Source organism: Pseudomonadota bacterium, assembly GCA_039033415.1.
In the GTDB taxonomy this organism is placed as follows: domain Bacteria; phylum Pseudomonadota; class Gammaproteobacteria; order Xanthomonadales; family SZUA-38; genus JANQOZ01.
In genome coordinates this window covers 137,220-151,424 of the sequence record JBCCCR010000001.1, presented here as the reverse complement: position 1 = coordinate 151,424, position 14,205 = coordinate 137,220, and the positions used below count along the sequence as shown (strand labels likewise).

The following is a 14,205-nucleotide window of genomic DNA, read 5'->3' as shown; positions in this document are numbered from 1 at the left end:
TACGGCAAACTAAAAACCCCACTTCAAGGTGACAACGGCGGTCCTCGGAGGACCCAAGACCGCCCCTCCGCTCAGCCGGTTAACTGGATTAAATACCGTATTCTCTATGTACTCTTCATCGGTGAAGTTAAGCAGATTAAAGGAAAGGCCCAGCCGGTCATTGATTGGATAAGCAAGATTGAGGTCGGCGATCGTGTAGCTGTCCCAGGTGACGACCGGGCCGTCGCGATCACCCACATAGCGAAACCCGGCACCGATGCTCAGGCCTTCAAGCGCTCCGGACTGGAGCACATAGTCGGCATAGAGACTCCCCGTAACTTCCGGGAAGACGGGCGGCGTGAGTTCGTCGTCACCGGCCTCGGCAATATCGATATCGGTGTAGCCGAAGGCTACCGTTACCTGAAGCCCCTCATAGCCCACGTAGCTGCCGGTGAACTCGAGGCCCTGAACGTCGACCTCGCCTGCGTTGACGACAAAAAACTCGTCGGGTCCGTTGCTCGGGTCGTTCAAAGCAACATTCTTGCGGGTCGTTTGAAATATAGCCGCCTGATAATTGAACGCCCCGCCAAAAGCGTCTCCTTTGGTGCCGAATTCAAAGCCATCAGAGGTCTCGGCCTGAACCGGGGAGTTATCGCGCCGGAGTCCAAACTGCGGCACAAAGGCCTGCGCAAAGCTCGCGTAGAAGTTGGTGTTCTCAGAGGCTTCCAGGGTGCCACCGAGCCGAAAGGTCACCTCGCTGTCGTCATAATCTGAAACGAACGAGCGCGGACCACGGAAATTGGTGGTTTCCTCATCCAGCTCGTCGTAGCGGATACCCGCGACGACGGTCAGCTTTTCGCTGGGGCGCAGCGCGGCTTCCGCAAGGACCGACCTCAGCGACTGATCAAACAGCGTGAAAGGCGCCGCTTCGCCGGAACCACCGTCACCAAAGCGAGGCTGATCAATGTCTGACAGCGCGTAAGGCCCATCATAGGTATAGGCGTTGAAGAAGCGGGAGAACGAGTTGTCACTGCTGGCGACGCCCACCACAAAGTTCTGCTCCCGCCCCCAGAAGTCGGCTGTATAGGCAAGCTGGGCGTCCACGAACGTTGCCTCCGACTCGGTTATCGCCGTGTTGGGAAATCCGTAAAGTGTTTCCAAGCCGGCGTCACTGCGAGCGTAGTTATAAAGGCCCGAGGTATTGACGTAGTCAAAATCCGTATCCTGCTGGCTGCCTCGTAAGGTGAGCTTGAGGTTATCCAGGAACTCGTGTTCAAGCACGAGGCCCAGCAGCGTGTCCGTAACCTCACCTTCGCTGTTGGCGTAACCGGCGAAGGTCCCGGAGTCGATACCTGCCGGAATGTCGCCACTCTGAGTGAGGGGGAAACCCGATGCTGGCGTGACGTCGTGATTGGTGTAGTCGAGATTCACCTTGATCGACGTCGAGGCACCGAGATTAAACGTGACAACTGGCCGGACTGCGGTCGTTTCCCGGCCAACCGTATCGGCGTCAAACTGAAAGTCGCGATAGGCGCCGCTAACCCGGAACAACACCGTATCAGAGCCATCAATCGCGCCGGCATTAAAATCAAAGTCGCCACCGATACTGCCGAACTGGTCTGCGCGTAGTTTGAGCTCGCCGGAGCGGTTTGCGCGCGGCACTTTCGTCACCGTATTAACGATCCCCCCAGCGCCGACGGGCCCAGAGGCAATAGAGGCCGGTCCTTTCAGAACCTCATATCGCTCGACAAACGAATCGTCGCGCGCTCCCGATCCACGAAATCCGTTCTGAACACGGTTATCAACCAGCGTAGGGGCCTCGAAGCCTCGGGAGATAAAGCGTGTTGTACCCGTGCCCTGCCGATCTTCAGCGCGAGTCAAATTTGGCAGCGTGGTCAGCGCTTCAATCGGCCGGGTGAAATTCCGTGCGTCCAGAAAATCTCTGTCGACAACGTTCAGCGTGAAGGGCAGTTCATTCGGCGGTATGGGAATCCGGTCGATCAGCGACTGCTGGTAACGCCCGATGACCACTATTTCTTCTAGGGCGGCGCTGTCCTCCTCGCGCGCATCGCTCTGACTAGTCGCGTTTTGCGCATTGGCCTGCAGTGTGGCCATGATCGCAATGGCGAGCGTTGATCTGTGCAGTCTTAGCTTCGAATCTTCCATCACTCTCTCCCGCGTTGCCGACAGCTAAATAAGAATTATTCCTATCCGCGGCCCGAAAGAGGAGCACTTTTACATTTGTTACATCACGCGTTGCGGCACGGAAACCGTAATCTGGAGTCCACCTTCACGGAGATTGGTTGCGCGCACCCCGGCGGCAATCGCGGCAAGCTGACGGCGGGCCAGCGCCAGGCCAAGACCGAAGCTCGAGCCCGACGCTGGGCGTGACGACTCCACCCGGAAAAACGGCCTAAAAATCGACCGCAGGTGCTGTTCAGGAACGCCAGGACCTTCGTCGCAGATCTCGATATCGTAGCGTTCGTGGCGCCGGGCCAGGTTGATCGAAACCGTCTTTCCCTGCGGCGTGTAGCGAAGTGCGTTCCGCAGGATATTCTCCAGCGCTTGTCCCAACGCACGGTGGTTCGAGTCCTCTACATCAGCCGAGCCGGGAAGGTCGGCCGCAATGATGCGATCCGGGTATTCAAACTGCGCGTCTTCGATCAGCACCTCGAGCAGATCAACCAGGTCGAGCTTTTCGCGTTCGAGACTCGGCGCCTCGTTCTTGAGCCACGCAAAGGTCAGCGTATCGTCGACCAGCTTGCGGATATGCCGCGACTCGCGGTGGATACGGTCCAGCTTTTCCTGACTCTGCTCCAGGCTACCGGAATTCAGTTCGGTCTTTAGATTTTCAACAGCGATATCGAGGCGGGTAAGAGGGGTACGCAGCTCGTGTGACAGATCCGTAATCAGCTGTCGCTGGGTGGTAAAAAGATCGCTGAGGCGGTCGGCCATCTGGTCGAACGTTTTGGCCAGCTGGGCGAGCTCATCATCTCGTGATCCCAGCAGGTCCCCAACCCGAACATCAAACTGGCCATCGCTGAAGCTTCGGGTTGCCTGCTGCAGCTGCCGCAGCGGCGCCATGATGTGTGAGTACAGCACGATAACCAGGAGGATCAGGACCAGCAGCGGCAGAAAAATCTGCAGGGCGATTTGCGTCTGCTTCCAGTAGGACCCCGGCAACATGCGGCTCGGCAGCTCAATGAGCAGGCTGCCGCCGCCGCCCACAAAGGGCAGCTCCATGATCGGGCTGTTCTCGAACCAAAGGTGCACGGCCCACTCGATGTTCCGGCCCATGTTGTAGCCCGTGTAGCGGTGAGCTTCAGCCGTATCGCCAGCGATGTGCGTGATTTCCGCCCGCGCGACTAAAGCGGAAATTTCCTCTGTCTCTCGAAGTTCACGCAGCCAGGTCTCGAGCGTCGCGATATTCCCGGTCTGTACCATTTTCTCGGCGGTGTCGCGCCACTGATTGAGCTCATTCCGATCCACCTCCGCAATCGTGCTCATATCGTTTTCGACGCGCGAAACCGCAATGTCGATCAGGTAAAACAGGGCGACAACGCCAACGCAGATTACGGCGCATAGTTTCCAAAAGAGTCTACGGTTCATCGCAGGCAGTAGCCTTTTCCGTGAACGGTCTTTAGTCTCGAGCCCGTCCACCCGGCCTCGTTGAGCTTTCGCCGCACCCGACTCAGGTGCATATCCAGACTGCGATCATAGCTGCTGTAGCTTCTGTCCAGCACGGCCGCATAGAGGTAAGGCTTTGGAAGAACTTCGTCCTTATTGCGAAGCAGGGTCCACAGCAGGCTCTGCTGCGTCGGCGTAAGCTCGACCAGCTGACCATGCGCCCGGACCTCTTGCCGGCGCCGATCGATCGTCAACCCGTCCAGCTCCTGCTGGTCACGGTCCTCAGGCTCAGTGACTCGCGTGCGCCTCAGCACCGCGTCGATCCGTAGCTTCAGCTCTTCGACGTTAAACGGCTTGGCAAGATAGTCGTCAGCGCCGGCGCTCAGGCCGCGGATTCGCTCTTCCTCAGCGTGCCTGGCTGACACAATGATCACGGGTTTGCTGCTCGACTTGCGCAATATACTCAGCAGCGAGAGTCCGTCGCGGCCGGGCAGCATCACGTCCAAAATGATCAACGCGTGCTGCATTTTGGCAGCAGCAGCGAGCCCTTTTTCCCCGTCGAAACACTGATCAACGTCGTAACCCATGCCCTGAATCAGACCAGCGATCTGTTCGTTGAGCACCTGATCATCCTCGACGATCAAAATGCGCGGTTTTTTTTTGGCGAACTGCTTTGGCATGTCGCTGTCAGGCAAAAAGGGAGGGTGCCCACGGCTTTGGCTTAGCTTGAGACGCTAATCGAAATGAAAATCGTTAGCAACCAGTGCTGAACGAAAACTGCTTGAAGCCAGCGAGGCTCATTCCAATCTGGCCAACTCAGCGCCTCAGTTGGAGCGGACGGCACCGGCCGGTTCTTGAGTCGAGCATGCGGTATGCCATTCGCATCCCGTCGCCATCGGTGCCATTAACTCTTGCATTTAAACAATATATTGCGCAATATGTTGCTTAAATGAACTCTTCAGTAATCCGCTTGTGGTCCAATTTCTCGACACCAATGCTGCGTTCGCCTGGCGCGTAACTCAGCTATCCGACCGACTGTACGCCCAGATGGCGGACGCCATGACTGGACGTGGAATCCGTATCGTGACCAAAACGATGGGCATCGTGCAGCTCCTCTATTCGGAAGGGCCCTGCTCGCAAGCCGATATTGCTCAGCGCCTGCGGTACTCACATCAGCTCACGGCACAGCGATTGAGCTGGCTGTACAAGCACGACTTTGCCGTTTCGACACCTGACCCGAGCGACGGACGACGAAGCCTGATCGAGCTAACCAACGCGGGACAAGAGGAGGGCGAGAAACTGCAGCGGTTTTTACCGCTGCTGATGGACGCCTACCGGCACCTGTTCGAAGAGCTTGCCATGGACCTTGATCAGGTCGTCCAGCGAGCCGACCAGATCCTGGTGGCCACGCCGTTGTCTGAGCGAATGGCCGACACGCTCATTGGAACTTGAGGCCTTGCTGACCGTTCAGCCCATCAGGAGCGAAGACACGTGTTAACCATCTCCTCGGTCACAAAAACCTATAAAAACGGGCCCACCGCCCTCGATCGGGTAAATCTGACGATCCGTCCTGGCCTTTTCGGACTGCTGGGTCCGAATGGCGCGGGCAAGTCGACCCTGATGCGCACGCTCGCCACGCTGCAGCAGCCAACCAGTGGCACGATCCGCTTTAACGACATCGATTTACTCCAGGATCCGGAATCCGTCAGACAATCCTTGGGATACCTGCCGCAGGATTTTGGCGTCTATCCAAGAATCAGCGCCATTAAGCTCCTCGAGCACCTCGCCATTCTTAAAGGACTGACCGAGAAGTCGAACCGCCAGCGGCACGTCGAAGGGCTGCTCCATCGAACCAACCTGTTTGACGAGAGGCATCGATCCGTCAGTGCATTCTCCGGCGGCATGCGGCAGCGTTTTGGCATCGCGCAGGCTTTGCTGGGAAACCCAAACCTGATCATCGTCGATGAGCCGACGGCCGGGCTGGACCCGGCCGAACGAAATCGCTTTCACGCGCTGCTGGCCGAACTCTCTCGAGACAAAGTGGTGATCCTGTCGACGCACATCGTCGACGATGTCGAAGAACTCTGCTCGGAGGTTGCCGTACTCGTCGACGGGCGCGTTCGAGCCATGGGCTCGCCCGCGGCGCTGGTCGATCAGCTCCGCGGCAGGCTCTGGCGCAAGCGCGTGCCCCATCAGCAGCTGAACACCGCAACCGCGGACCCCCGCCATATCGCTACCCGCCTCAGGGCCGGGGAGCCGGTCGTTCGACTGCTGGCTGATCAGCTGCCTGGTGAGGGGTTCGAGCTAGCTGAACCAGACCTCGAAGACGTCTATTTTCATACGCTGAAGAGCGTGCAATGACCCGGTTTCTCGAGCTGCTTCGGTTCGAGGTCGGTTATCAAACCAAACAACCGGCCTTTGCTGTCACTTTCCTCCTGCTGTTGACCGCCGGATTTTTTGCTACTTCGTCAGAAGATATTCAGCGCGCGCGCGGGATCACAACGCTGGTGAACGGCCCCTATGCCGTCACCATGACCCACCTGACGCTAAGCATCATCGCGATGTTCATGGTTGGCCACTTCATCGGTCGCGCTGCCACAAGGGACCGCGCCCACCGTATGGACGGCCTGATGTTGGCAACCTCCATCCCGGCATCAGCCCGGCTTTGGGGTCAGCTAAATGGCGCCACGGCCGTGTGCTTCCTGGCGTTCCTCGCCGTCTCCATCGGCAGCGTGGCAGGAACCTACTGGCCTGAGGTTTCACAGGACCAGCGAGGCCCGTTCACGCTCGCTCCCCTGATCTGGACGTACGTCGTCTTTGTCCTGCCAAACCTCTGGTTCTGCGCGGTCATGCTTTTTGCCCTCGCCCGCGTGCTGCGTTCGATGATGGGGATGTATCTTGGGTTGGTCGGCTTTTTTGTTGTCTATGAGGTAGCCAGTGTTCTGCTGGACAACCCCGACTCGCGATCGCTAGCCGCGCTGCTGGATCCCTTTGGCTTCAGCGCTTTTGCGGAAGCGACCCGCTACTGGACCGCCGAGGAAAAGAACTCGCGGCTGGTTTCGTTCTCCGGCTTAGTCAGCCTCAATCGATGGATCTGGTTCAGCGTTGCTGGCTGCACGCTGGCGCTCCTGTCCCGGTTTCACAACGAGCGCAAGGAGGCGCGCGGCGGCCGCCGGCGCGTTCGGCAACGTAAAACCCCTGCCTCGAATGGAACGCCAACCTCAAAACCGGGTTCGGGTACGAATTGGCCAAGTGGATGGGTCCAGTTCCTCGCTCGAACGCGACTCGAGGTGATCCAGGTCATCGGCAGCCCGAGTTTTCTGATCCTCAGCCTGCTGACGAGCTTCATGCTGATTGCCGGCCTCATCGCGGGCGATAGCTACTACGCCACGCGCAGCTGGCCGCTGACGAGAATGTTGTCCGAAACGATCCAGGGATCGATGTCCTTGTTGATATTGATCGTGTTGAGCTACTACGCCGCGGAGACCACCTGGCGTGAACGACAAACGGGCATGGACCTCCTGATCGATGCTACGCCCGTCAGCAACGGAAAGCTCTTCCTGCCTAAACTTGTGGCGCTCTGGACCGTTATCATCGGGCTGCTGATGGTGGGTGTGGCGATCGCCACGGTGTACCAGACGGCCACGGGCTGGCACCGTTACGAATGGTGGGTCTATCTACAAACCCTCACGCTGCAATATCTGCTGCCGGCGATGCTAATCGCGGTCTTGTCGCTGCTGATTCAGACCCTAAGCCCCGGAAAGTATGTGGGCATGGCGATCTTTGCAGGCTACGTCGTTGCCAGCCTGGTGGCGCCCCAGCTAGGCCTGGAACATCACCTTTGGCGTTACTCAGAAGGGCCTGAGGCCATCTATTCGGACATGAACGGGCTGGGGCATTTTCTGCCTTCGCTAGTCGCTTACAACGTTTACTGGTCTCTCGTCGCCGGCGGGTTGGCCATCGCCGGCTATGGCATGTGGCCGCGAGGTTTGAGTCCAAGCTTCACCTTACGGTTTCGCGTTGCAAAACAATCCGTCGGAAGGCGAGGCGTTTTTGCCCTCGTCGCGCTTCTTGGCCTTGCTTCCGTAACTGGCGGCTTCATTTACTACAACACCAATATCCTCAACGACTATGAGAGTTCAGATCGCGTGCTTGACTGGCGTGCAGATTATGAGCGCACCCTCAAGCGGTTCGAAGCACAGCGACCGCCGATCATTCGAGACGTAAAGATCAGCGCCGATCTGTTTCCGGGTTCCCGCCGAATTGTCGTCCAAGGCCATTACCTCTTGCGCAATGAAACCGATCTGCCCCTTAAAGAGATGTTGCTGAGCTGGGATCCCAGGAACACCGTCGAATACCGTCTCGAGGGGAGCAAGGTTGCCCAAAGCTTTCCCCATCTCGCCGCCATCCAAATCGCGTTGACGGACCCGCTGATGCCCGGCGATGAACGGATGTTGTGGTTCTCTGTTGATCGGGTGAATCGCGGATTCAAGGAGAGCCAGGTGGATAGCCGAGCGGTGGGTAACGGCACATTCATCAATAACCAGGAGCTACTTCCGCGCATTGGCTATGACGCTGATCAGGAGCTGACCGATCGCGCAGAGCGCGCGCAGCGAGGGCTCGATGAAACGAAGCGGCTGGCGGCACTCGAAGATGATTCACAGTATTGGCGCACCTATCTCGGCGCTGATGTACATAAAGTGCGCCTCCATACGACGCTGTCGACCACTAGCGAACAGACAGCCATTGCGCCAGGCAAACTCGTTCGCCAATGGCAACAGGATGGGCGCCGGTACTTCGAGTATCAAACACAAACGCCGGTCCTGAATTACTTTGCGATTCAATCAGGCCGTTACGCGATTCACCGCGAATCTCACAACGGCGTCTCTATCGAGGTCTACCATCATCCCGAGCATTGGATGAACGTCGAGCGGATGGTTGAAGCCGTAAAGCACTCGCTGGATTTTTTCGGCACGGCTTTCGGCCCTTATCAGTATCCGCAGCTGCGCATCATCGAGTTCCCTCGCTACGTTCGGTTTGCGCAGAGCTTCGCCAACACCATTCCATACTCTGAAGACATTGGATTTGTGGCCGATCTTCGCAGCAAAAGTGCCATCGATTACGTGTACTCGGTGACGGCACACGAGCTTGCCCATCAGTGGTGGGGGCACCAGCTGGCGCCAGCGAACGTGAAAGGCGGCACGGTTCTGTCCGAATCGCTGGCTCAGTATTCTGCCTATATGCTGATCCGCGACCGCTATGGTGACGCCTATCTCAGACGCTTTCTCAAGTGGGAACTCGATCGCTATCTGAGAGGCCGCAGCAACGAAGTCGACGAAGAGCAGGTGTTGATGCGGGCGGAAAACAAGCCTTACATCCACTATCAAAAAGGCGGGCTTATTCTGTATGCGCTTCAGGACATGCTTGGAGCAGAACGCATGCACCGCGCCTTGAGAAGACTGCTCGCTGCGTTTCGCGACGAGGACGCACGGTTTGCGACGGTACTTGACCTACTTGGAGAGCTCAGGCGCGAGGCGGATGCACCCACACGTCAGTTCATCGCCGACAGCTTCGAACATATCACCCTGTACGATTTCAGCGTCGAGTCCGCGACCGGTCATCAACTTCCAACCGGGCGCTATCAGATTGACGTGACGATTCTGTCGGGGAAATTCCAGGCTTCAGGTTCCGGACGCAGCACGCAGGTTGAAATGAACGAGCTAATTGACGTCGGCTTACTCAACGTACACCCGGACGCACCGCTATCATCTTCAGACGCCGTACAAATCAGTCAACACCAACTCACGGGCGGCAAAGCGACGCTGACGCTGTCGAGCGACAGTCGCCCGGCCTTCGTCACGGTGGACCCTTTCCTTAAAAGAATTGATCGCAATAGTCAGGACAACACGATGGCGGTGAACTGGCGCTAGCGCGGCATAGGCGGTCGCTCTAGACTCTGGGTACCTCGCTTTGCGGCTGATCGGCTCGCGGGGCTACCGGCATGTTCGATCAAAGCCGATTGGGTTTATCATAAGTCCCTGTTAGTTCTCTAAGAATTGGAATTCACTTTGCCGCAGCAGCCGGCGCGCACCGCAAAACGACTTGGAGCGCCTTCGATCACCAAGCTCAGTTCCCGCAGGTGGATGTGGATAGATCAGGCCTATGGCTGACGTTTTCATCTCCTACGCCCACGACGATCGCAGTCGGGTAGCCCCGCTGGCCGACGCTCTGGAGGAGCACGGCATCTCCGTCTGGTGGGATCGGGAGATCCATGCCGGCTCAGAGTTTTCCGATGAGATCGAACGCGAACTCACGAGCGCGAAACACGTGATTGTCTGCTGGTCTGAGAGAGCCAACCGTTCGAACTGGGTCAGAGACGAGGCGACGATCGCTGCCCGCGCCGGAAAGTTGAAGGCTATTTCGCTGGACGGGCGCGAGCCTCCCATGGGCTTTATGCAGCTACATGCGCTGGATTTTTCGCAGTGGCGCGGCTCAGGCAGTGACGACACCTTTGCTGCGCTGGTGAAGACGCTTGAGGGAGGTACAGCTCCAGACAGCAAGCGAGTAGCGGCGCCTAAACCCAGCTCCAGAAGCAACGCCTGGATAGCGGGCGCTTTCCTACTACTACTTGGCGCCGCCGGGGTTGGGTGGTTTGTGTCCCGCAACAGCGAACCCGAACCGCAGGGCCAGACAGCGCGGTCGGACCCAGCCGAAAAAACGTACCGGTCGATTGCGGTGCTGGCTTTTGCAGACATGTCACCCGACAGCGATCAGGACTACTTTTCTGACGGCCTCGCCTCAGAGGTCCTCAACCTGCTGGCCCGGGAGACTAACCTGCACGTCGTTTCGCGCACCTCGTCGTTTTTCTACAAAGGCAAAGACACACCGCTGGCAGAGATCGCCAAAGCACTAAACGTCGACACCGTCCTCGAGGGCTCCGTCAGAAAGGCCGGCAATCGCGTGCGGATCGATACCCATCTGGTGGACACAGCGTCAGGAGAAAGCCTCTGGGTTGCGCAGTTTGACCGGGAGCTGGCGGACATTTTTGCCATCCAGGATGAAGTGGCACAGGAAGTCGCAAAAGCCCTGGCCTCCGGTGGCGACGTGCCAGCGATTCAATCGCCGACTACCGATCCGGAGACCTACGATCTTTATCTGCGCGCCCAGTACCAGTTTGCTCAACGTGGCAAAGGGAATGTCACCGCCGAGAAACTGGCCGCGCAGGTCACGGAGCGTGACGCAACGTTCGCGCCGGGCTGGGCCTTGCTGGCGATGACGAAGATGTTCCAGTACAGCCGGTCTTCCGGATTGACGAAAGGCGAGTTCGCCCTTGGGGCAAAACCCCATATTGATTTAGCGCTGGAGCTGGCCCCGAAGCTGGCAGAAGCTTTTGTGGCGCAGGGCTATCTGCAGGGTATGCGGGGAAACGAGCTGGATTCTATCGCGGCCTATCGAAAGGCCCTCGACCTAAATCCTAACGTCGCTAACGCTCGACACCTCCTGTACATCGCGCTGGTTCACGCCGGCGCCTGGCAAGAGTCGTTTGAGGTGATCGACCAGGCTTACATCCTCGACCCACTATCGCCGAGCGTCAGCAGCAACTACGTTTTTTCGCTGATGCGCCGGAGGCGCGGAGAAGAGGCGCTGGCGGCGGCCGAACGGGCGTCATCACGATTTCCTGACTATACCCATTTTGCCGGTGTCCTCGGTTCCGCCCTGCGATTCCAGGGTCGGCTGGCTGAGGCTGCCCGGATCCAGGTAGACCTATGGGAGTCCACCCAGAATCCCCGGTATCAGATCCAAAGCGCCATCTACCTTTCCGAACTGAAACTGCTGGATTTTCCGCTGCCGGATATGACCCCGGTCAGCGGCAAGGCTTTTCGAATGCTGTTGGGCGGGGATAAGCAGGCCGCCGCCGAGACGCTGCTCGCTGCCCTGGAAACCGATCCGGGCCTGGCGAAATGGGACGCTTGGGTCGGCGAGCTACTGTGGTGGTCTGGTCAAGAGGCGGCAGCGCTGGAGTTCTTCCTCAACGCCTATTCGGCTGAGCTGGACAATTTTTTCTCGCAGCGCAACAACTGTAATTTTTCGTTGGCCGCCGCCGCGTTGTTTCGGCGCGCCGGCGAAACCCAGAAAGCCGAAGCGTTGCTCTCAGACTGCCAGACCATCCATGAAAACCGGAGGACTCAGCGGGTGGGCGATATTGACAACCCCGACGAGTACGCTGAGCTGCTTATGCTGAAGGGCGACCACGAACGCGCTATTCGGGAACTGGAACAGGTAGTCGAAGGCGGCTTCCTCTACGAATGGTGGTTTCACCTAAACCCGATCTACGATCCGATCCGGGATGATCCCGATTTTACGGCCGTGGTTGAGTCACTCAACCAAGGGGCGGACCGAGAGCGCAAAAAGTACCTGTCGATGTAGCTCGTAAAACGCGCCGAGACCTAACCCTCTGGCGGTGACAAGCACCGGCGTCCGCGTGTATCAGCATCAGCACAGGATGATTACAATGAACAGGCGCTGGTGCCCTGATCGAGAGGCACGACAAGTAAACTTAAGAGGCAGTCAATATGAATCGTCGTCATGCCCTGGGTTCGATCACCGCTGCAGGACTGGCCTCCACCCTGCCAGTCTCCTTTGCCGCTGACACGTCCACCAATCCATCGGCGCTACACCCGCCAGTTCTTGGGCCCCGCATGAATTTTGCGCAGGCAGATCGAGTCATGGCCGAACTCGGTATCGACGCCCTGGTTCTGGGTGATGGGGCCAATTTTCAGCAGGCTACTGGCAGTCGGCCGGTTGTGACCCGCATGGGATACCCGCCAAGCAGCCTGGCCATCGTCACTCGCCGGGAGACCGAACGCCTGGCGATTGTCACGCCGGCCTTCAGCTACTACTACACGCTTTCGGACGTGCTGAAGCATTCCGATATTCCGGCGTATATTTTTGCCTTTCCCGGACAGGCGCCGGACAAAGGACAATCTCCGGGAGCTTCGCTGGATCTGTTTCCCGACCGGAGCGAGGTTGCACTCGACCACATCGAGCGCGACCGCCTGGGCGCAACCCATGCTCAGGTCAGTGAACTGGGCAGCTTTGCCAGCATGGACAAAGCACTGGCCAAAGCGCTGCAGGATCTGGGCTTGTCTCGTGGCCGGATTGCCGTGGACCATGCGCACGTCGAAGCATCGCTGGCCAAGGCCGCAGCGGAAGTCACTACGGTCAGCGCTGAGGACGCCTTACGTCGAATTCGACCGGTGAAATCTGAAACCGAAATTCAGCTGATGCGGATGGCCTCCGCGGGCAACGTTGCGGCCGCGATCGAAGCGGTGAAAACCGTGCGGGCCGGGGGCGGCTATCGGGATCTGCGGGCGGAGTTTTTTGCGGCCGCAGCGCGCCGGGGTCAGCGGGGCGTTTTTATGGTGGTGGACCGAACCAGCGATGAGCTTTACGAGGATACGTTCCGGGATGGACAGGCTTTTCTCATCGACTGCGTCAGCGAATATCAGGGCTACCACGGTGATTACGGCCGGACAGTTTTTGTCGGCGAGCCGCGCAAATCTATGCGTGACGCGGCCAGCGCTCTGGCGATCGGCTGGGACAGCATTCGCGAGAAACTGCGGCCCGGCATGAAGTTTTCGGAGATTAATGCCCTGGGTACCAAAGCGCTGCGCAGTGCCAACAAGCGCTATAACGTGCCGTTCGCGCCGCATAGCGTTGGCATGTATCACACGGACCATGTTGGCTACGGCAGCCTGCCCCCTCGGGAAGACATCGTCCTGGAACCCGGCATGATTCTCAGCATCGACTGCCCGCTGATCGAGTCAGGCGTCGGTGGTTCTGCTCACCTCGAAGATCTGATGTTGATCACAGCCGATGGCAGCGAGCCGATTCACGACATCGGCAATCAGACGATCATGGTTTAGCGAGGTGAAAATTTTTTCCAGCAAGCGAACGCCGTTTGCCAACCAGCTTCGATGATAAGCGGCGAGTGGCTGAATGCAGGAGCTGATACTCAACGAGGCGCACTACGCCAAGGTCATCACGGAAGTTATCCCGTCGGCGCAGCGATTCCTGTGGATCGCCACAGCCGACATCAAGGACCTGCATGTGGCCGGCACCGGCAAGAGGTTTGTGCCTTTCCTTTCTGTGCTCGCGGACCTGGTTTCAAGAGGTGTCGATCTGCGCCTCATCCATGCCAAAGAGCCCGGCCCCCGATTTCGCGAGGACTTCGATCGCTTTCCTGAGCTAATCGAAAGCGACCGGTTCGAGCGAATCCTCTGCCCTCGCATGCACATGAAGGTCATCATTGTGGATGCCCACCTGGCTTATGTGGGCTCCGCCAATTTGACCGGCGCGGGCATCGGGGCGAAGTCAGCCCACCGGCGCAATTTTGAGGCGGGCATACTCACCGACGATCGGCAGGTAATCAGTGGGTTAATGGCGGAACTGGATCAGCTTTATCTGGGGGATCATTGCGTCGGGTGCGGCCGGCGCGAGTACTGCCCGGACCCGGTGCGCTAGTGGTTTTGTTCGCGACTAGGCCTGGCGTCGCTCCGTCAACCGCTGGTTGAGCAAAAGCTGTTTGGCGCCGTCCGG

Annotated in this window: 9 protein-coding genes; 6 read left to right on the top strand and 3 right to left on the bottom strand. The window is 58.4% G+C overall.

Going from position 1 to position 14,205, the window contains the following annotated elements:
- Positions 1 to 9: 9 nt before the first annotated feature.
- The 3 genes from AAF358_00620 to AAF358_00610 form a co-directional block, all read right to left on the bottom strand.
- The gene (locus AAF358_00620) at positions 10 to 2,145 is read right to left on the bottom strand and encodes a TonB-dependent siderophore receptor (protein MEM7704020.1); all 2,136 of its coding nucleotides are present in this window, start codon (positions 2,143 to 2,145) and stop codon (positions 10 to 12) included.
- 78 nt (positions 2,146 to 2,223) lie between these two features.
- Positions 2,224 to 3,588, bottom strand: coding sequence for a histidine kinase sensor domain-containing protein (locus AAF358_00615; protein ID MEM7704019.1), 1,365 nt, complete (start codon positions 3,586 to 3,588; stop codon positions 2,224 to 2,226).
- On the bottom strand, positions 3,585 to 4,286 hold the full coding sequence (locus AAF358_00610; protein MEM7704018.1) for a response regulator transcription factor: 702 nt from the start codon (positions 4,284 to 4,286) through the stop codon (positions 3,585 to 3,587). The genes AAF358_00615 and AAF358_00610 overlap by 4 nt, the downstream gene beginning before the upstream one ends.
- A gap of 292 nt (positions 4,287 to 4,578) precedes the next feature.
- Here AAF358_00610 and AAF358_00605 point away from each other — a divergent pair, with 292 nt between their 5' ends.
- The 6 genes from AAF358_00605 to AAF358_00580 all read left to right on the top strand — a co-directional run bounded on the left by AAF358_00605 (position 4,579) and on the right by AAF358_00580 (position 14,130).
- Complete coding sequence (locus tag AAF358_00605; GenBank protein MEM7704017.1) at positions 4,579 to 5,058, top strand: MarR family transcriptional regulator; 480 nt, start codon at positions 4,579 to 4,581, stop codon at positions 5,056 to 5,058.
- A gap of 39 nt (positions 5,059 to 5,097) precedes the next feature.
- Positions 5,098 to 5,967: an ABC transporter ATP-binding protein gene (locus tag AAF358_00600; GenBank protein ID MEM7704016.1), complete on the top strand. Its 870-nt coding sequence runs from the start codon at positions 5,098 to 5,100 to the stop codon at positions 5,965 to 5,967.
- Positions 5,964 to 9,536 carry a M1 family aminopeptidase gene (locus AAF358_00595; protein ID MEM7704015.1) on the top strand — a complete coding sequence of 1,191 codons (3,573 nt, stop codon included), beginning with the start codon at positions 5,964 to 5,966 and terminating at the stop codon, positions 9,534 to 9,536. Before AAF358_00600 ends, AAF358_00595 begins: the two co-directional genes overlap by 4 nt.
- A gap of 232 nt (positions 9,537 to 9,768) precedes the next feature.
- On the top strand, positions 9,769 to 12,033 hold the full coding sequence (locus AAF358_00590) for a TIR domain-containing protein (GenBank protein ID MEM7704014.1): 2,265 nt from the start codon (positions 9,769 to 9,771) through the stop codon (positions 12,031 to 12,033).
- Between the two features lie 146 nt (positions 12,034 to 12,179).
- A complete protein-coding gene (locus AAF358_00585) occupies positions 12,180 to 13,532 on the top strand; it encodes a M24 family metallopeptidase (GenBank protein MEM7704013.1) in 1,353 nt (450 codons plus the stop codon).
- A gap of 73 nt (positions 13,533 to 13,605) precedes the next feature.
- On the top strand, positions 13,606 to 14,130 hold the full coding sequence (locus AAF358_00580; GenBank protein MEM7704012.1) for a phospholipase D-like domain-containing protein: 525 nt from the start codon (positions 13,606 to 13,608) through the stop codon (positions 14,128 to 14,130).
- Positions 14,131 to 14,205 lie beyond the last annotated feature (75 nt).